The 18,837-nt window shown below is 72.5% G+C and carries 18 protein-coding genes; 14 read left to right on the top strand and 4 right to left on the bottom strand.

The features are described 5' to 3' along the window. Window positions 1-2: 2 nt before the first annotated feature. The 8 genes from QFZ64_RS19805 to QFZ64_RS19840 all read left to right on the top strand — a co-directional run bounded on the left by QFZ64_RS19805 (window position 3) and on the right by QFZ64_RS19840 (window position 7,339). The gene (locus tag QFZ64_RS19805; protein WP_307067589.1) at window positions 3-764 is read left to right on the top strand and encodes a VC0807 family protein; all 762 of its coding nucleotides are present in this window, start codon (window positions 3-5) and stop codon (window positions 762-764) included. A gap of 100 nt (window positions 765-864) precedes the next feature. Beyond that, the gene (locus QFZ64_RS19810) at window positions 865-2,148 is read left to right on the top strand and encodes an MFS transporter (protein ID WP_307071774.1); all 1,284 of its coding nucleotides are present in this window, start codon (window positions 865-867) and stop codon (window positions 2,146-2,148) included. After that, complete coding sequence (locus tag QFZ64_RS19815; RefSeq protein ID WP_307067591.1) at window positions 2,099-3,271, top strand: acetoin utilization protein AcuC; 1,173 nt, start codon at window positions 2,099-2,101, stop codon at window positions 3,269-3,271. The genes QFZ64_RS19810 and QFZ64_RS19815 overlap by 50 nt, the downstream gene beginning before the upstream one ends. Before the next feature lie 172 nt (window positions 3,272-3,443). Then, on the top strand, window positions 3,444-4,256 hold the full coding sequence (locus QFZ64_RS19820; protein ID WP_373430760.1) for a phosphatase: 813 nt from the start codon (window positions 3,444-3,446) through the stop codon (window positions 4,254-4,256). 130 nt (window positions 4,257-4,386) lie between these two features. Next, window positions 4,387-4,599: a helix-turn-helix domain-containing protein gene (locus tag QFZ64_RS19825; protein WP_006138960.1), complete on the top strand. Its 213-nt coding sequence runs from the start codon at window positions 4,387-4,389 to the stop codon at window positions 4,597-4,599. Between the two features lie 143 nt (window positions 4,600-4,742). After that, the gene (locus QFZ64_RS19830) at window positions 4,743-4,841 is read left to right on the top strand and encodes a 30S ribosomal protein bS22 (RefSeq protein ID WP_003948845.1); all 99 of its coding nucleotides are present in this window, start codon (window positions 4,743-4,745) and stop codon (window positions 4,839-4,841) included. A gap of 289 nt (window positions 4,842-5,130) precedes the next feature. After that, entirely contained in the window at window positions 5,131-6,225 is a 1,095-nt protein-coding gene (locus tag QFZ64_RS19835; RefSeq protein WP_307067596.1) for an NAD-dependent epimerase/dehydratase family protein, read from the top strand. A 43-nt stretch (window positions 6,226-6,268) separates the two neighbouring features. Continuing rightward, a complete protein-coding gene (locus QFZ64_RS19840; protein WP_307067598.1) occupies window positions 6,269-7,339 on the top strand; it encodes a lysophospholipid acyltransferase family protein in 1,071 nt (356 codons plus the stop codon). Between the two features lie 69 nt (window positions 7,340-7,408). Here QFZ64_RS19840 and QFZ64_RS19845 read toward each other — a convergent pair whose 3' ends face one another. From QFZ64_RS19845 to QFZ64_RS19855, 3 genes are all read right to left on the bottom strand, one after another. Then, the gene (locus QFZ64_RS19845; RefSeq protein ID WP_307067600.1) at window positions 7,409-8,686 is read right to left on the bottom strand and encodes a DUF5667 domain-containing protein; all 1,278 of its coding nucleotides are present in this window, start codon (window positions 8,684-8,686) and stop codon (window positions 7,409-7,411) included. 360 nt (window positions 8,687-9,046) lie between these two features. Next, window positions 9,047-9,820, bottom strand: coding sequence for an ECF subfamily RNA polymerase sigma factor, BldN family (locus QFZ64_RS19850; RefSeq protein ID WP_307067602.1), 774 nt, complete (start codon window positions 9,818-9,820; stop codon window positions 9,047-9,049). Window positions 9,821-10,113: 293 nt separating this feature from the next. Further along, a complete protein-coding gene (locus tag QFZ64_RS19855) occupies window positions 10,114-11,049 on the bottom strand; it encodes an HAD family phosphatase (RefSeq protein WP_307067605.1) in 936 nt (311 codons plus the stop codon). Between the two features lie 224 nt (window positions 11,050-11,273). Between QFZ64_RS19855 and QFZ64_RS19860 the strand changes: the two genes are divergently transcribed. The 5 genes from QFZ64_RS19860 (at window position 11,274) to QFZ64_RS19880 (ending at window position 17,233) form a co-directional block, all read left to right on the top strand. Further along, on the top strand, window positions 11,274-11,537 hold the full coding sequence (locus tag QFZ64_RS19860) for a glutaredoxin family protein (RefSeq protein WP_307067607.1): 264 nt from the start codon (window positions 11,274-11,276) through the stop codon (window positions 11,535-11,537). 311 nt (window positions 11,538-11,848) lie between these two features. Further along, on the top strand, window positions 11,849-12,679 hold the full coding sequence (locus tag QFZ64_RS19865; protein ID WP_307067609.1) for a redox-sensing transcriptional repressor Rex: 831 nt from the start codon (window positions 11,849-11,851) through the stop codon (window positions 12,677-12,679). Continuing rightward, on the top strand, window positions 12,676-14,556 hold the full coding sequence (locus tag QFZ64_RS19870; protein WP_307067611.1) for a glutamyl-tRNA reductase: 1,881 nt from the start codon (window positions 12,676-12,678) through the stop codon (window positions 14,554-14,556). Before QFZ64_RS19865 ends, QFZ64_RS19870 begins: the two co-directional genes overlap by 4 nt. After that, window positions 14,553-15,524, top strand: a complete 972-nt coding sequence (gene hemC / locus QFZ64_RS19875) for a hydroxymethylbilane synthase (protein WP_307067613.1) — start codon at window positions 14,553-14,555, stop codon at window positions 15,522-15,524. The genes QFZ64_RS19870 and hemC overlap by 4 nt, the downstream gene beginning before the upstream one ends. Further along, on the top strand, window positions 15,521-17,233 hold the full coding sequence (locus QFZ64_RS19880) for a uroporphyrinogen-III synthase (RefSeq protein ID WP_307067615.1): 1,713 nt from the start codon (window positions 15,521-15,523) through the stop codon (window positions 17,231-17,233). The genes hemC and QFZ64_RS19880 overlap by 4 nt, the downstream gene beginning before the upstream one ends. Before the next feature lie 185 nt (window positions 17,234-17,418). Here the strand turns inward: QFZ64_RS19880 and QFZ64_RS19885 are convergent, their stop codons facing one another. Beyond that, a complete protein-coding gene (locus QFZ64_RS19885) occupies window positions 17,419-18,258 on the bottom strand; it encodes an SDR family oxidoreductase (RefSeq protein ID WP_307067617.1) in 840 nt (279 codons plus the stop codon). A 95-nt stretch (window positions 18,259-18,353) separates the two neighbouring features. Between QFZ64_RS19885 and QFZ64_RS19890 the strand changes: the two genes are divergently transcribed. Further along, the gene (locus QFZ64_RS19890; RefSeq protein ID WP_307067620.1) at window positions 18,354-18,725 is read left to right on the top strand and encodes a helix-turn-helix domain-containing protein; all 372 of its coding nucleotides are present in this window, start codon (window positions 18,354-18,356) and stop codon (window positions 18,723-18,725) included. Window positions 18,726-18,837 lie beyond the last annotated feature (112 nt).

Here is an 18,837-nt window from a genome sequence, read left to right on the forward strand (position 1 = left end):
CCATGACGACGAAGACCGCAGCAGCCCGCCGGAGCCCCCTCGCGAACCTCACGCCGCTCCTCCTCGACGTCGGCCTGCCCATCGGGTCGTACTACCTCCTCAAGGACGCCCTCGGCCTCGGCACGGTCGCCGCGCTGGCCTGGAGCAGTGTCGGTCCGGCTGTGCGCACCGTGTGGGGCGCGGTGAAGAAGCGCGAGCTCAACGGGCTGTCGAGCCTGATCCTTTTCGTCAACGTCGTCGGGGTGCTGCTCAGCTACCTCAGCGGTGACCCGCGGCTGATGCTCGCCAAGGACAGTGGGGTGAGCAGCGCGATCGGGATCGGCATCCTCGTCTCCGTCGGGATGGGCAGGCCGATGATGACGGCGGCGCTCAAGCCGTGGCTGGTCAAGGGCGACGCCGGACGGGAGGCCGCCTGGGAGCGGCTGCTGGACGGGTCGCCGGCGTTCCGGCGGGCCGAGCGGCGGTTCTCGCTGGTGTGGGGCGCGGTGCTGCTCGGCGAGTGCGTGGTGCGGGTGGTCGGGGCGTACACGATCCCTGTGGACACCATGGTCTGGCTGGGCTCCGTGATCATGATCGCCGCGATGGTCCTCGGGTTCCTGGTGAGCGCTGCTGTGGCCGCCGAGCCGATGGCGCACCTGCTGATCGCCGAGGCGGGCGGCGAGGAGCGGACGACGGACCAGGTCGCCCCGGCCGCGCCGGTGGCCCCTGCTCCCGTCGCCTCCGCCGCTCCTGCCGGACCGGTCGCAGCCGCCGTCGCCCGGTGAAGTACCGCAGGTCGAACCGCGCCGAGCTTCGGCGCAGTTCTTCGATCACCACATCTACCCACCGGTAGCCCGGGGCCCTACGCTCGCCGCCATGACAGAGATGCTGCGGCGAGGCAGGGCCTCCTTGGCGTTCGGCTTCTTCGCCCAGGGCGTCGCCTTCGCGCTGCTCGTCACACGCATCCCCGCCATCCAGGACCGTTACCGCGTCTCCGACGCGCTGCTCCCCGTTTTTCTCGCCGCGGTGCCGATCCTCGCGGGCGTCGGCAGCGTGAGCACCGAGCAGCTGGTCAGGCGGGTCCGGCCGAGCCGGGTGCTGCGGTGGTCGCAGCCGGTGGTGCTGCTGGCGCTGGTCGGGGTCGGCTCGGGGGACCGGATGCCCGTGCTCGGCGTCGCGCTCGCCGTGTTCGGGCTGTCCGTCGGGGCGCTGGACGCGTCCATGAACATGCTGGGGGTGAGTCTGCAGCGGGCGTACGGGCGCAGCATCATGCTCGGCTTCCACGCCGCGTACAGCCTGGGCGGCATCCTCGGCGCCTCGCTGGCCTGGGCGGGGGCGCACTGGCATCTCGCGCTGTGGGTGTCGTACGCGCCGGTGGTGCTGGTGCTGCTGCCGGCGGCGTTCGTGGGTAGCCGGTGGTACGTCGACGGGGAGCGGCCCGGCGAGGAGCGGTCCGAAGGGGGGCCGGCACCGGCACCGGAAGCGCCATCGGCGCCGGCGGAGCCGGAGGCGGCGTCGGGTGGATCCGGGGGCGGTTCTCTCGTCTTCCGGATGCTGTTGCCGTTCTGCCTGGTGATGACCTTCGCGTACATCGGGGACTCGACCGTCTCCAACTGGAGTGCGAAGTACCTCCAGGACGTGCTCGGCGGCAGCGAGCAGCTCGCGACCGTCCCGTACAACGTGTACATGGTGACGACCCTGGTGGGCCGGTCGCTGGGGGACTGGGGGGTGCGGCGGCTCGGCGCCGCGACCGTCGTACGTCTCGGCGCGGTGGTCGCGGCGGTGGGGTTCGCGGTGGTGGCCGTGGCACCGGGGGCCTGGGTGGGAATGCTGGGGTTCACCCTCTTGGGGCTCGGGTTGTGCGTGCTGGTGCCGGGGACGTTCGCGGCGGCCGGGCGGCGGGCCTTCGAGCAGGGTGGCGCTGAGGCGTCGGACACGGCGATCGCACGGCTCAACGTGTTCAACTATGTGGGCTTCCTGGTCGGGTCCCCGCTGGTGGGGGCGCTGGGGGACGCATGGAGCTACCGGGGTGCCATGTGCGTGCCGATGGTGCTCGTGCTGGCGACGCTCGCGTACGCCCGTTCGTTCGCGCCGCGCGCGGACAGATACGGTGACGGACATGAGCGGGCGCGCGCGGCTGATGTGGGACGAGCGGGTAACGGGCTATGACTTCGGGCCGGACCATCCGATGGATCCGGTCCGGCTGGCGCTGACGAAGGACCTCGTCGACGCCCTCGGCCTCGACCGGCACGTGGAGGTGGTCGCGGCCCGGGCCGCCGGGGATTCGACGCTGCGGCTGGTGCACCGCGAGGACTACATCGCCGCGGTGCGGGCGGCCTCCGCGGATCCGGCGGCGGCCGACACGAAGTACGGGCTCGGCACGCTGGACGATCCCGCGTTCGCCGGGATGCACGAGGTGTCCGCGCTGATCGCGGGACAGTCGGTGGGCGCGGCGGAGGCGGTGTGGCGCGGGGAGGCGTTGCACGCGGTCAACTTCTCGGGCGGGCTGCACCATGCGATGCCGGCCGGGGCGTCCGGGTTCTGCGTGTACAACGACGCGGCCCTCGCCGTCGCGCGGTTGCTGGAGCTGGGTGCGGAGCGGGTCGTGTACGTGGATGTCGACGTGCATCACGGTGACGGGGTGCAGGCGGCGTTCTGGGAGGACCCGCGGGTGTTGACGATCTCGCTGCACGAGCATCCGCAGACCCTGTTCCCGCAGACCGGGTGGCCGCAGGAGACCGGCGCCGGGCGTGCGGAGGGCTCGGCGGTGAACGTGGCGCTGCCGGCCGGGACGGGGGACGCGGGCTGGCTGCGGGCGTTCCACGCGGTGGTGCCGGAGCTGGTGGCGGAGTTCCGGCCGCAGGTGCTGGTGTCGCAGCACGGGGCGGACACGCATTTCGAGGATCCGCTCGCGCATCTCGCGGTGTCGCTGGACGCGCAGCGGGCGGTGCAGGTCGCCTGCCACGAGCTGGCGCACACGTACGCGGAGGGGCGGTGGGTCGCGCTGGGCGGGGGCGGTTACGCGGTCGTGGACGTGGTGCCGCGGTCGTGGACGCATCTGGTGGGCATCGCGGCCGGGCACGAGGTCGCGCCGGAGACGGTGATCCCGCAGGGGTGGCGGCAGCGGGTGTACGCGCGGACGCGGCAGTTGGGGCCGGGGCGGATGACGGACGGGCGGTGGCCGGTGGCCTATGCGGACTGGGAGGCGGGGTACGACCCCGCGGACCGGTTGGACCAGGCGGTGCGGGCGACGCGGCGGGCGGTGTTTCCGTTGCGGGGGTTGTTGCCGTAGGGCGGTGATGGCGGTGGGGGGCGCCCGGGAGTTCTTCGCTCCCGCCGCCCTCGACCCTTCCCGTCCCTCAAGGGGCTTCGCCCCTTCCACCCCATGGTGCGTTGTCGGCTGCGGGCCGGTGGGGGCTGGTCGCGCAGATCCCCGCACCCCAGCCGTAGCATTCCGTAGCGTGGTGGTCACCGAGGGGTTGCGGGCTTATTTGGTGCGGGTGGGGCTTGCGGGGGTCGTGGGGACGTCGCGGGAGGCGAGTCTGCGGAGTTATCGGCTCTTCGGCGTGCGGGACCCGCGGGTGACGATCGGGATCGATCCCGAAGGGGTATGGGACGAACGCGACGTGCTGCGGCTCATGGCCGAGAAGTGCGGCGTTATGGACGACCCTCGGTGCACATCCGGCCACGATGTGATCGACCCCGGTCGTACCGTCGTCGCACTGCACGCCTTCGCCGCCCGGCTCGCGCGGGCCGCGCGGCACCGGGAACCCGTGCTCCTCGGCACCGGTCACCCGCACCGGCTCCTCGGTTTCTACGTCGCGCTCGCAGACGCGTTGTCGACGGCGGGGTGTGCTGTCCTCACCCCGGCGCAGGGTCGCCGTGTCGACATAACGACCCGGTTCGGTCTACGCACCTACAACCTCGCGTACGTACGGGGAGTCGGGTGCGTCCGTGACCCCGCCGCCGAAGCCGCCGGTTGTGAGCCCGGCGCGCACACGCACTCACCACTGCCCGTACGGCTCGCCCTGGCGGCCGCCGCGGAGGCCGGCGGGCCGCTCCCGAAGCTGGTGATCGGCGACCACGGATGGATCTGCGGCGCAGGTCAGCTGGGGTTCGAGGCGATCGGACCGGCGGACGTCAACGATCCCGCGCCCTTCGTGGGGCAGGCGGAGGGGCGCGTGTCCGTCGTCGTGCCCCTCGATGACGCTGCGCGGTCCTCTTACTACCGGCCGCTTACTCGCTATGTACTCAATCGAGCGTGTCTGTCACAGTAGGCCGCCGAAGAGATCCCCCTCTTCCCCACTTGCATCACCCGCCCCTAGTCTGGGGAGTGAGCACGCAACGACGAAGAGTCACCGGAAGGGGAAGCCGGTGGCCGTCGAGTGCGGAAGGTTCAGGTGTGTCATGGCTGCTGCTGGCGAGAGGCCTCTGAACGAGGTTCAGTTCCTGACCGTGGCGGAAGTCGCCGCGGTGATGCGAGTGTCGAAGATGACCGTGTACCGGCTGGTGCACAGCGGTCATCTGCCGGCGATCCGGGTGGGCAGGTCCTTCCGGGTGCCGGAGCAGGCGGTGCACGAGTACCTCAAGGACAGCTACGTGGGGGTGGAGACAGCCTGACCGAGGAGGCGACCGGACCGTCCGAGACCCCTCGGAACCCTCGATTACAAGCTCGGCGCCCGGTGCGGGTAGGCTGGCCCCTCGTAGGTCGTATGGGCCCATGGCGCCCAGCACCGAGTGATGAGAAGTGAGCGAGGGTAGTCGTGGGCTCTGTTATCAAGAAGCGGCGCAAGCGGATGGCCAAGAAGAAGCACCGCAAGCTGCTGAAGCGCACGCGAGTGCAGCGTCGCAACAAGAAGTAGGCCGCATCCGCCGTACGCGGTGGTGATGCGGTGACGCGCGCGACGCGTCGTGGCGTGTTCTGTGGCCCCCTGCCTTCCGAGGCGGGGGGCCACAGCCGTCTCCGTACGCCGGTCCCGGGCGGGCTCGCCGGACTCGTCGGCCGGATCCGGTGGTTGGGCGTGACAGCGGGCGTCCGGTTCTGATCGGATGACCCGAGCGGGTACGGGCGCCTGCGGGGGTACGCGGGAACGCGCGGGTTACCGTGCGAGGAGTACCGGAGCCGACGGCGGCGGAAGGAAGGCACTGGTCTTGGGAAAGGTCGTGCTCGTGACCGGGGTGGCCCGTCCGCTGGCGGGCAGGTTCGTGCGGCGCATGGTGCGCGACCCGGACGTCGACCGGGTCGTCGCCGTGGACGCCGTCACGCCCGAGCACGACCTGGGCGACGCGGAGTTCGTGCGGGCCGACATCCGGCAGCCGACCATCGCCCGGGTGCTCGCCCAGACCTGCGTGGACACGGTCGTCCACATGGACATCAGCGGCACCCCGCTGGGCAGCGGCAGCCGGACCTCGGTCAAGGAGACCAACGTCATCGGCACGATGCAGCTCCTCGGCGCCTGCCAGAAGTCGCCGACGGTCAGACGGCTGGTCGTGAAGTCCAGTACGAACGTGTACGGCTCGGCGCCCCGCGACCCGGCCGTCTTCACCGAGACGACCCCGGCGAAGTCGCTGCCGAGCGGTGGCTTCGCCAAGGACACCGTCGAGGTCGAGGGGTACGTCCGCGGGTTCGCGCGGCGCCGCCCCGACGTGGCCGTGTGCGTGCTGCGGTTCGCCAACATCCTCGGACCCAGCGGGGATTCGCCGCTCGCCTCGTACTTCTCGCTGCCCGTGCTGCCCACCGTGTTCGGCTACGACCCGCGGCTGCAGTTCGTGCACGAGGACGATGTGATCGAGGCGCTGCGGATCGGCTCCGCCGAGGAGCGGCGGGCCACGCTCAACAGCGGCACCTTCAACATCGCGGGCGAGGGGGTGCTGCTGCTCTCGCAGTGCGCCCGGCGGCTGGGACGGCCCACCGTGCCGCTGCTGCTGCCCGCGGTCACCTGGGCCGGCTCGGCCTTCCGTACGCTGGGCATGACGGACTTCTCGCCCGAGCAGATCCGGTTGCTGACCCATGGCCGGGTGGTGGCGACGGACCAGATGCGCGACACACTGGGCTTCACCCCCGCGTACACGACCGCCGGGACCTTCGAGGACTTCGCGCGCGGCCGGGGGCCCGGGCTGCTCCCGCCGGAGACGGTGGCGGGCGTCGTCGACCGGATCGCCGCGCTGCCCGCGCTGGGCGGCGGCCGGTCCCCGTCTCCGTCCCCGGCCGGTCCCCCGGCGCGCGGCGCCGAGAACGCCCACTGACGCAGAGCGCCCAGCAGAGCGCGAACCGAGGAGCGCAGCAACGATGGCGGACGCCAAGGTCATTCCGTTCGACGACGACCGGTCCCGCGGTCCCGCCGTGCACCGCACGCCGCGGCGCCGAGGCACGGCCGGCCGGCGCGGCGGGGAGCCCGGGACCGGGGCCGCGGGGGCCCGCGGGGTGAAGGCCGTGCCCGACGGGGCGCAGGGCGACGCCCCCGTGACGGACGCCGACAGTGGTGCGGGGCTCGGCGACGGTCGCGGTGCGGGCGACGGCGGCGGTCTCGAGCGGCGCATCGCCGGCGGGCTCGCCTTCCTGCGGCGCAGGCTGACCGGCGAGTACGAGGTCGACGACTTCGGCTACGACGAGGAGCTCACCGACCAGGTCCTGATGTCACTGCTGCGGCCGCTGTACGAGAAGTACTTCCGGGTCGAGGTGAAGGGCGTCGAGAACATCCCGTCGGAGGGCGGGGCGCTGATCGTCGCCAACCACTCCGGGACGCTGCCGATGGACGGCCTGATGATGCAGGTCGCCGTCCACGACCACCATCCGGCGGGGCGCCACCTGCGCCTCCTCGCGGCCGACCTGGTGTTCGTGCTGCCGGTGGTCAACGAGCTGGCCCGCAAGCTCGGCCACACCCTGGCCTGCGCGGAGGACGCGGCCCGGCTGCTGGAGCGGGGGGAGCTGGTCGGAGTGATGCCGGAGGGGTTCAAGGGGCTCGGCAAGCCCTTCGGCGACCGGTACAAGTTGCAGCGCTTCGGCCGCGGCGGCTTCGTCTCGACGGCGCTGAAGCACGGCACACCGATCATTCCCTGCTCGGTGGTCGGGGCCGAGGAGATCTACCCGATGATCGGCAACTCCCGGACGCTGGCGCGGGTGCTGGGCTTCCCGTACTTCCCGCTGACGCCGACGTTCCCGTGGCTGGGGCCGCTGGGCGCGGTGCCGCTGCCGACGAAGTGGACGATCCAGTTCGGCGAGCCGATCCCGACGGACGGTTATCCGCCGGAGGCGGCCGAGGACCCGATGCTGATGTTCAACCTGACCGACCAGGTCAGGGAGCAGATCCAGCACACGCTGTACAAACTGCTGGTGCAGCGGCGGTCGGTCTTCTTCTGACCCCAGGAGGACGTACGACGGGGGCGCCCCTCGACCGAGGGGCGCCCCGCGCGCGTACCGCTCTCTTCTCTACTCCGCGTTCTCTGTGTTCTGGTTGTTCTCGTCGCCCCTGTCGCCCTCGTTGTCGATGCCGAGGCCGGGCAGCAGGCCCGGGAGGAGGGGCGGGAGGGTGACGTCGGGTTCCATGGTCGGGTGCTTGCTGCCGCCCGCCGACGGGCCGGCGACGGCGCCGTGCCGCGGCGGATCGAGCAGGCCGCCGGTGCTGCCGCCGAGCAGACCCTCGTCACGGTCACGGTCGCGGTCCCGGGAGGAGGACGGCTCCGGCTTGTGGGCGGTGCCGCCGTCGCCGCCGGGCGCGCTGCCGCGGCCGGTGCCGGGCTCCGGGTGGTCGCTGCGGGCGGACCCGGTGGGCGAGGCGGGGGCGGAGCCCTGCTCGTCGTCGAAGCCGTCCTCCGGCGGGGCCGACGGCAACAGCGGGGTGACCTCGTCGTTTATGGCGGCGAAGACCTCCGACACCTCACTCGCGACGTCCCCGAGCTGCACCGGCAGCCGTCTGCTCAGTTCGCTCCACGCCTCGCCGTGCGAGCGGGAGAACGCGGAGAGGGTGCGCAGGGGGCCCAGGGACTCGGGGTCGTGCGCGTAGGCCTCGTGCAGCAGGCGGTGGCCCTCGGAGGCGTCGTGCCGCATGCCGTCGAGCGCGCGGCGGACTTCGCTGAGGGACTCGTGGTCCAGCGGGCCCGAGCGGTCGCGTTCCATCAGCCGACGGGCCTCGCTCAGCCGGGTGGAGGCCTGGTCGAGGTAGACCCGGCCGCGGTCCGAGTCGCCGTCGGCCAGGTCGAGCCGGACGTCCTCGATGCCGCGTTTGAGGCCGTAGAGCGAGTCACCGGGCAGGGCGTCCGTGCTGGCGGCGGCGACTCCGCCGAAGGACGCGGCGGCCACACCGAGGCCGAGTCCGCCGGCGGTGAGGCCCTTGGCCAGCCGGGTGCGCGGACGCAGCCTCCCCAGCGGGCCCGCCCGGTGCGCGCCGCGTTCGCGGGCGTCGCGCTGCTCGGGCACCGCGGGATCCGTTGCCTCGCCCCCGACGGTGCCTTCGCTCAGCATGGCCTCCATCGCGGCCACGAGCCGGGCTCGGTGCACGACCTTGACCTCGGGATCGAGCTGGGGTTTGGGCAGCTCGCCGAGGCCGGTGGCGAGGGCGAGCAGACGCTGTTGCCCGGTGCCCTCCTCCGTGGTCGGAGCCGTGTCCGGAAGGTCGGGCTGCTCGGCCGCCGGGCCCCGGTCGGTCAGCTCCTCCAGGGCCTGGGCGAAGGCGTTCGCCCGCCGGTGCGCCGATACGTTCGCGATCACTGGCGGCACCTCCTCTCGTCATGACGGTCGACTCCCCAGGGGGTCCTGAGGGTTGCACACCTCCGACCGCTTGCACACGAAAGGGTGAGCAGAGTCGGTCAGGTGTGACCACAGGGAGCCTGTATCCCGCACAACGAGCGGCTTGGCACTTGGGTTACGGACGGCGGGCGATCCGGCCGCGGGGCCAACCGGCCGATGACGAAAGGTGTGTTGAGGTGACGCTCGGTGTGCGGGCGTCGGCGGGTGTACGACGTCGGACGGAGCAGACGGGCGTCGACGGGCGTCGACGGGCGACGTCCATGGATCGACTCGCATCGACGGGCGTCGACGGATGTGCGGGGTGTCGGTCGGGGTCGGGGGTCAGCGGGCGTCTTCGGGCAGCAGGCGGGCGAGGGTGCGCACGGCGCGGTACTGGAGGGTCTTGATGGCGCCTTCGTTCTTGCCCATGACCCGGGCGGTCTCGGCGACGGAGAGACCCTGGAGGAACCGGAGCGTGACGCACTCCTGCTGCTGGGGGTTGAGTCTGCGGACGGCGTCGAGGAGGGCGGCGTTGGAGAGGTGCTCCAGGACGGAGTCCTCGGGTGAGCGCGCGACCTCGTTGGCGTCGAGCATCTCGCCGGTGGTGACCTCCAGCCGGAAGCGGCTGGACTTGAAGTGGTCGGCGACGAGGTTGCGGGCGATCGTGACGAGCCAGGCACCGAAGTCGCGGCCCTGCCAGGTGAAGGTGCCGATCCGGCGCAGTGCGCGCAGAAAGGTCTCGCTGGTGAGGTCCTCGGCCGTGGCCTTGCTGTTCACGCGGTAGTAGATGTAGCGGTGGACGGTGTCGCTGTATTGGTCGTACAGGCGCCCGAAGGCTTCGGCCTCGCCGGCCTGGGCGCGTTCCACGAGATCCATCATGCGGGCACTGTCACTGTCGGCGGCGGGACGGCGGGCGGTCGTGGCGGGGCCCGGTCGGCCGCGTGTTCCGCCGACCGCGGCACTGCCGTCGGCCAGTGCGTAGCACGGACCGGCGGGCGCGGCGGCGGCGAAGGCCGGGACGGCGTACGCGGTGGGGACGAGACCGCGCAGCAGGTCGAGGACCGTAGCGCGGAGCGTAGCCAGGCCCGAGGCGTCAACCCCGACGTGTGGGTACACGGGACTCCCAGAGGCAGAGCTTCCATCACGTGCAGTGCGGAACCATTCACCCGTCGTAGCGGTGGAGGGGTACCGGATTGCGTCTGAGGAGAATAACGCTTCGTACAGGCTGCGCTACGCCCAGTTGCTCAAATCATCGATTACGTCGCTTCTGTAGCGCTTCCGCACACATTTGCGTGTCACCGAATGACCGCTTGGTGACCGCTCGGCATCGGGTTTCGCCTACGTCCGACGTATTGGCGGCGGCCGCGAATTGCCGTCCGCACGGCCGCCCGGGTTCTCCGTCCGGGTGGTTACCGGCGGCGACGGGTCAGTGCGATCGCGGCGGCCGTGCCGCCCGCCACGGCGCCGACGCCGGCGGCCGCGGGAATGCCGACCTTCGCCGCCTTGCGTCCGGTGCGGTAGTCCCGCAGTCGCCAGTCGAGCCGGCGCGCGTGCTTGCGCAGCTTCGCGTCGGGGTTGATCGCGTACGGATGTCCGACGAGGGACAGCATCGGGATGTCGTTGTGGCTGTCGCTGTACGCGGCGCAGCGGGACAGGTCCAGGCCCTCCGCCGTCGCCAGGGCCCGTACGGCCTCCGCCTTGGCCGGGCCGTGCAGCGGCTCGCCGACGAGGCGGCCGGTGTAGACGCCGTCGACCGACTCGGCGACCGTGCCGAGCGCGCCGGTCAGGCCGAGCCGGCGTGCGATCACCGTGGCGATCTCCACGGGGGCGGCAGTGACGAGCCACACCTTCTGCCCGGCGTCGAGGTGCGCCTGGGCCAGCGCGCGGGTGCCCGGCCAGATGCGCTCGGCCATGTACTCGTCGTAGATCTCCTCGCCGATCGACTGCAGCTCGGCGACGCGGTGGCCCTTGACGATGGAGAGCGCGGAGTCGCGGGCCTCCTGCATGTGCTCCGGGTCCTCGACACCGGCCAGCCGGAACCACGCCTGCTGCCAGGCGAAGCGGGCGAGGTCGCGGGTCTCGAAGAACTTCCGCTTGTACAGGCCGCGGCCGAAGTGGAACAGGGCGGCGCCCTGCATGACGGTGTTGTCCAGGTCGAAGAAGGCGGCGGCCCGGTCGTCGCCGAAGACGGGAAACGGGGCTTCCGGTTCCTCGTGGTCGGGGGCGGTCGGGGCGCCGGCGTCCTGGGACGTCTTGCGCGCGGCCTCCGCCGAGGCCTCGCCTGCCAGCACGCTCCGTGCGGTGGCGGAGCGCCTACGGGGGGTGAGCCATCCGAGAGCGGCCATGCGGTGAGCATAGCCAGTCCACTTGTGCGTTCCGCGCCGTGGCGGTTGCCGACTCGTGAACGAGTCCCTACGGGGGCGCGGAGGCCTGCGCGGTTCCCCGCGCTCCTTGGAGGGTGCTGCGCGCCGTTTCGAGGGCGCGGGGAACCGCGCGATCTTCGGGGGCGGGGGTGGAGCCCCAGGGGACGGGAAGGGTACGGGCGGCGGGGGCGAGAGAGGATGGGGGCATGAGCCCTTTGCTGCGGCGCGCGTCCCGCGCCCGTCTCGTCACCCTCGTGCGCAAGCCCGGCTGTCATCTGTGCGACGACGCCGAGGCCGTCGTCGCCAGGGTGTGCGCCGATCTCGACGTGCCCTGGGAACACAAGGACATCACCGAGGACGAGGAACTCAACCGCCGCTACTGGGAGCAGATCCCCGTCGTACTCATCGACGGTGAACAGCACACCTTCTGGCGGGTGAACGAGGACCGCCTCCGCAAGGCCCTGGGCTGATCCGCCGCACTCCCGTGACTGACCGACCAGTCCAACACATCGCCTCCGTCGCTTAGGATCGAAGGCGTTCGTGTCTCGGGGGGCGGGTTCGGCGAGGAGAGTGTGCGGTTTTGCCCTCTGGAGGAGAGGAACACGTGTGCACCCGCACCGGTTCCCCGCGCGCCCGTGAAACCTGCGTGAGCCCGGTCACGTTCGGCGGGCAAATCGGACACCATCTTTGTGCACGCGTTCACAAAGACATAGCCTGCATTCGACGGGGCGGTCCGGGGACACACGACCGCCTGCAGCCCCGCTCTACCCGCAGGAGCACCGTGGCAACTGGCCGAACTCACCGACCGGCGACCCGCAGCCGAGGAATTCCCGAGGCCACCGTCGCCCGTCTTCCGCTGTACCTCCGAGCCCTCACCGCACTGTCGGAACGCTCGGTACCCACGGTCTCCTCGGAGGAACTCGCGGCCGCGGCGGGAGTCAACTCCGCCAAGCTGCGCAAGGACTTCTCCTATCTCGGCTCCTACGGCACCCGGGGTGTGGGGTACGACGTCGAGTACCTCGTCTACCAGATCTCCCGCGAGCTGGGCCTGACGCAGGACTGGCCGGTCGTCATCGTCGGCATCGGCAACCTCGGCGCCGCGCTCGCCAATTACGGCGGGTTCGCCTCCCGCGGCTTCCGGGTCGCCGCGCTGATAGACGCCGACCCCGCCCTGACCGGCAGGACGGTCGCGGGCATCGCGGTGCAGCACACCGACGAGCTCGAGAAGATCATCGAGGACAACGGTGTGTCGATCGGCGTCATCGCCACCCCCGCCGGTGCCGCCCAGCAGGTGTGCGAGCGACTGGTCGCCGCCGGTGTCACCTCCATCCTGAACTTCGCGCCGACCGTGCTGTCCGTCCCCGACGGCGTCGACGTGCGCAAGGTCGACCTCTCCATCGAGCTGCAGATCCTCGCCTTCCACGAGCAGCGCAAGGCCGGCGAGGAGAACCCGGGAGCCGGTATCGACGGCGCCCTGCCGGCCGCGGAGGAGCCGCCGGTCGTCGCCAAGCGCGCCGCGAGGAACCAGGCCCCCGCCGTCGACGCCGGGCCGACGCCTCTCTCCCCCGAGCAGGGGCCCGACGGGGACGTCCCCGCCGTGATGCCGGCATGAGTCTCCTCGTCGTCGGGCTGAGTCACCGCAGCGCCCCGGTCAGCGTCCTGGAGCGCGCCGCCCTGAACGCGGACGCCCAGTCCAAGCTGCTCCAGGACACGGTCGCCGCCGAACCGGCCACCGAGGCCGCGGTGCTCGCCACCTGCAACCGCATAGAGCTCTACGCCGACGTGGACAAGTTCCACGCGGGCGTCGCCGAGCTGTCCACGCTGCTCGCCCAGCACAGCGGGGTCGGTCTGGACGAGCTCACTCCTTATCTTTATGTGCACTACGAGGACCGCGCCGTCCACCACCTGTTCTCGGTGGCCTGCGGGCTGGACTCGATGGTCGTCGGCGAGGGCCAGATCCTCGGCCAGATCAAGGACTCCCTCGCCACCGCGCAGGAGCTGCACACCGCCGGCCGGCTGCTGAACGACCTGTTCCAGCAGGCCCTGCGGGTCGGCAAGCGCGCCCACTCCGAGACCGGCATCGACCGCGCCGGGCAGTCCCTGGTCACCTTCGGCCTGGAACAGCTCGCCGCCGGTGCCCCGGTGGAGGGCTGGGCCCGCGGCAAGCGCGCCCTGGTGATCGGCGCCGGCTCCATGTCCTCGCTGGCGGCGGTGACGCTCGCCCGGGTCGGCGTGGCCGAGGTCGTGATCGCCAACCGTACCCACGAGCGGGCCGAGCGGCTGGCGCGGACCCTCACCGAGGGCGACGACACGGACGTCACCGCGTGGGCCGTGCCGATGGAAACGGTGCCCGACGAGCTGACACGTGCCGACGTCGCGGTGTCCTGCACGGGTGCGACCGGCCTGGTGCTGACCGCGCAGGAGATCGCCGCGGCCGTCGAGGGCCGGATCCCCTCGCCGCGCGTCCTGGCCGCCGTCCCCGCGACGGCATCCGTGCGCACCGGCGTGCGCCCCACCGGCACCGGCGAGCGGACCGGTGGCGCCGGTGACGAGAACTGCCCGCTGGACCTGTCCGCCGTGCAGGGTGCCACCGGTGCCACCGGCGGGTTCTCCGTCGCGGGCGAGGCCGCCGTCGCCGGCATGGACGCCGCGACGCTGGAGCAGCACGCCGTCTGGGTCGACAAGGGCACGGGCACCGCGGACCGCCGCGACGGCGGCCGCCGCGCCCCGGACCGCACCCCCGCGGACGACACCGAACTGATCGCCGCGCTCGCCGCCGCCGCCGAGGCCTTCGGCCGCATCCCCGAGCGCCGCCTGCCCGAGCCGGTGGCCGAGATCCCGCGCCCCACCCCCGTGCTGTCGCTGCTGGACCTGGCGATGCCGAGGGACATCGACGCGGCCGCGCACCGGCTGCGCGGCGTGCGCCTGGTCGACCTGGAGTCGCTGGCCGAGGCCTCCGCCGACGCGCCGATGGCCGCCGACGTCGAGCAGGTCCGCCGCATCGTCTCCGACGAGGTCGCCGCGTTCGGCGCCGCCCAGCGGGCCGCGCACATCACCCCGACGGTCGTCGCGCTGCGTACGATGGCTGCCGACGTGGTCGCGAGCGAGATCGCCCGGCTCGACGGACGCCTGCCGGACCTCGACGACAGACAGCGCGGCGAGATCACCCGCACCGTGCGGCGCGTCGTCGACAAACTGCTGCACGCCCCGACCGTACGGGTCAAGCAGCTGGCCGCCGAGCCCGGCGGCGCCGGGTACGCGGACGCGCTGCGCACCCTGTTCGACCTGGACCCCGAGACGGTCGCCCGGGTCTCCCGGACGGACGGCGCGGACCGGCCCCCGGCCGACGCGGTCGGCGCCCTGAGGAGTGCGGGGATCGCGGGGAGTGCGGAAAGTGCGGGGATCACCGGCACGACCGCCGAGGACGCGCGGAGCGGCACCAGCACCATGAACAACACCGAGAACGCCAAGAACCGAGGGCGAGCATGACTGAGCAGGCACTGAGGCTGGGGACCAGGCGCAGCAAGCTGGCCATGGCCCAGTCCGGACTGGTGGCCGATGCGGTCGGTGAGGTGACCGGACGGCCCGTCGAGCTCGTGGAGATCACGACGTACGGGGACACCTCGCGCGAGCACCTGGCGCAGATCGGCGGCACCGGTGTGTTCGTCGCCGCGCTGCGTGAGGCGCTGCTGCGCGGCGAGGTCGACTTCGCCGTGCACTCGCTCAAGGACCTGCCGACCACGCAGCCCGACGAGCTGACCCTGGCCGCCGTGCCCCGGCGCGAGGACCCGCGCGACGTGCTGATCGCCCGGGACGGGTTGACCTTCGCCGAGCTGCCGGACGGCGCCCGCGTCGGCACCGGCTCGCCGCGCCGCATGGCGCAGCTCAACGCGTACGCCCGCGACCACGGGATGCGCATCGAGACGGTGCCGATCCGCGGCAACATCGACACCCGTATCGGATACGTCCGCAAGGGCGAGCTGGACGCGGTGGTGCTGGCCGCCGCCGGGCTCAACCGGATCGGCAGGACCTCCGAGGTGACCGACTTCCTGTCGGTCGACACCGTGCTTCCGGCCCCCGGCCAGGGGGCCCTGGCGGTCGAGTGCCGGACGGCGGGCAACGCCGCCGACGCCGCACTCGCCGCCGCGCTCGCGGAGCTCGACGACCCGTTCACCCGGGCCGCCGTCACCGCCGAGCGAGCCCTGCTCGCCGCCCTGGAGGCCGGCTGCAGTGCGCCCGTGGGTGCGCTCGCCGACCTTCTGGACGACGGGCAGATCGACAAGGAAATGCGCCTGCGCGGCGTCGTCGGCACCACCGACGGCTCGACGCTGGTGCAGATGTCCACCACCGGTCCCGTGCCCGAGACGCACGACCAGGCAATGGCGCTCGGTCGCGAACTCGCCTCCGAGATGCTGGCCAAGGGCGCGGCCGGTCTGATGGGGGAGCGAGCACAGTGAGCCCCACCAACCTTCCCGTAGGCCACGGATCCGGGCACGTCACCTTCCTGGGTGCCGGCCCCGGGGACCCGGGGCTGCTGACCCTGCGCGCCGTGGAGGCGCTGGCGCACGCGGACGTCCTCGTCGCCGAGCCGGACGTGCTCGACGTCGTGCGTGTCCACGCTCCGCCGGGCGTCACCGTGCTGCGCACGGAGGCGGACGCGTCGGTCCCCTCCGCCGCCTACGCGGGCACACCTCAACTGGCGGTCGTCGACGATGCGTCAACAACCGCTGCCGTCCCCGCATCCAGGGATGCCGCCAATCTTGTCATGCAGGCCGCGCGGGGCGGCAGGCGGGTCGTGCGTGCGGTGACCGGGGACCCCGGGCTCGACACGTGCGCCGCCGAGGAGATGCTCGCCTGCGCCGCCGCGGGTGTGACCTTCGAGGTGGTGCCCGGCGTCGCGACCGCCGTCGGCGTGCCCGCGTACGCCGGTGTGCCGCTGCGGGACGCCGAGGGCACGGACGTCAGGTTCGTCGACGCCCGTACCGCCTCCGACCGCTGCTGGAGCGAGGTCGGCGCCTCCGACTGCACGGTCGTCGTCTCCACCACGCTGGACTCCGTGGCCGCCGCCGCGGGCGAACTGGTGACCGGGGGCCGCAAGCCGGACACCCCGCTGACCGTGACGGTCGGCGGTACGACGACGCGGCAGCGCACCTGGACCGCCACGCTCGGCACGATCGCGCAGACGCTGAAGCAGGCCAAGGTGCTGCCCTCGCCGGAGGGCGGCCGTTCGGTGATAGCCGTCGTCGGCGAGCGTTCCGCCGCGGCGCAGCGCGAGCGGCTGTCCTGGTTCGAGTCCAAGCCGCTGTTCGGCTGGCGGGTGCTCGTGCCGCGCACCAAGGAGCAGGCGGCGTCGCTCTCCGACCAGCTGCGCTCCTACGGTGCCGTGCCGCACGAGGTCCCGACGATCGCCGTCGAACCGCCGCGCACGCCGCAGCAGATGGAGCGCGCGGTCAAGGGCCTGGTCACCGGCCGCTACGAGTGGATCGCGTTCACCTCGGTCAACGCGGTGAAGGCGGTCCGGGAGAAGTTCGAGGAGTACGGCCTGGACGCGCGCGCCTTCGCGGGCATCAAGGTCGCCGCGGTCGGCGAGCAGACCGCGAACGCGCTGATCGCCTTCGGGGTGAAGCCGGATCTGGTGCCGAGCGGCGAGCAGTCGGCCGCGGGTCTGCTGGAGGACTGGCCGCCGTACGACCCGGTCTTCGACCCGATCGACCGGGTCTTCCTCCCGCGTGCCGACATCGCCACCGAGACGCTGGTGGCCGGCCTGATCGAGCTGGGCTGGGAGGTCGACGACGTCACCGCCTACCGCACGGTGCGTGCCTCGCCGCCGCCCGCGGAGACCCGTGAGGCGATCAAGGGCGGCGGCTTCGACGCGGTCCTGTTCACGTCGTCCTCGACGGTGCGGAACCTGGTCGGCATCGCCGGCAAGCCGCACAACGTGACGGTCATCGCCTGCATCGGCCCGGCCACGGCGAAGACGGCGGAGGAGCACGGGCTGCGGGTGGACGTCATGTCGCCCGAGCCGTCGGTGCAGAAGCTGGCCGAGGCGCTGGCGGACTTCGGCGCCCGCCGCCGCCGTGCGGCGCTGGAGGCGGGCGACCCGGTCACCCGCCCGAGCGAACGCCGCCCGGGGTCGCGCCGGAGGCGCTCGACGACCACGACGTGACGGCCGGTTCTCCGGCGTTCGGCGCCTGACGCCTAGTACGACATGGCCGTGCCCCCGCGCTCCGGTTCGACCGGACGACGGGGGCACGGCCATGTGCGGGGCCGGCGGCGCGGCCGTGGGCGCGCGGTGCGGCGGCCGGCGGGGATGCGCTCGAGCCCGGCGGGAGGACCCGCCGGGCTCCGGGCTCAGCGGAACACGTCGACGTGGCGGGCGGCCCAGTCCGCGAAGGTGCGCGGGGCGCGGCCCAGCACCCGCTCGACGTCCGGGCTGACGTGCAGCTCGGCCGGGCTGGGGGAGCCGAGGATGTCCAGCGTGTCGTCGGCGAGCTCCGCAGGCATGCTCCGTGCCATGCCGGCCCTGGCCTCCTCCCGGGTCAGTTCGTGGAACCCGACGGGCGAGCCCAGTGCGTCGGCGAGCGCCTGCGTCTGTTCCCGGGGCGTGATGACCGCCGGTCCGGTCAGCTCGTAGGAGCTGCCGGTGTGCCGGTCTTCCAGCAGGCAGGCCGCCGCGACCTCGGCGATGTCCGCCGGGTCGACGACCGGCACCCCGACGTCTCCGAAGGGCGCGGCGACGACCCGCCGGGTGCGGACGGACTCGGCCCACCACAGCGCGTTGGAGGCGAAGCCGCCCGGCCGCAGGACGGCCCACTCCGGACCGGACTCCCGCAGCGTGTCCTCCAGCGCCCGCATCGCGAGGCGGGTGGTGCCGAAGGGCCTGGTCACCACCCCGAGGGTGGAGAGCAGGACGACGCGGCGGACTCCGCTGCCGGCGGCCCGGGCGATGAGGTCGGCCGGGTCGGCCCCGGTCGCGTGCAGGTCGCCGGACAGCATCAGGAAGAGCGACTTCGCGCCGGTCAGCGCGGGCGTGAGGCTGTCCGGGTCGGCGAGGTCGGCCACCAGGTGGCGGACGCCGTCCGGCACCGCCGCCGCGTGCCGCGAGACCGCCGTCACCTGCGCGCCCGTCGCGGCGAGCGTGCGCGTCAACGGCCGCCCGATGTTTCCGGTGGCCCCAGTCACCACGATCATGTCCAGCTCCTTGATGGTGTGTCTCGTATGTGGTCCGCACGCTACGAGGATGGGCTAACTCTGGGTAAGGGCATACCTGAAGGTAAGCTCATGACATGGTGGAAGGCGTGCAGCACAGACAGGCCGGAGCGGGCAGGCGCTATGACGTGTTTCACACGGACTGCCTCGCGAGGGACATGGTCGACCATGTGACGAGCAGGTGGGGCGTCTGGGTGCTCATCTCCCTGCGGAGCAACGACCTCCGCTTCTACGAGCTGCGGGAGAGCATTCAGGGCATCAGCGAGAAGATGCTCGCCCAGACCCTGCGCACGCTGGTCCAGGACGGCCTGGTCTGGCGGAAGGTCGAGCCGACGACACCGCCTCAGGTGACCTACGGGCTGACCGGGTTCGGCCGGGAGATCGGCGAGCCGCTGACGGAGCTGTTCGACCGGATCACGCACCGCCTGTCGGCACGCGACGGGGAATGACGCGCCGGGAGGGCGGTGCGGGTCGGTGGGACGGCGGGGGGCGGGCCCGTCCCGCGCCCGATGCGGGCCGGCGCCGCACCGGCGCTGTCCCCCGGTGGAGCTACACGCAGGT

Origin of the sequence: Streptomyces sp. B3I8, assembly GCF_030816915.1 — a bacterium.
Classification (GTDB): domain Bacteria; phylum Actinomycetota; class Actinomycetes; order Streptomycetales; family Streptomycetaceae; genus Streptomyces.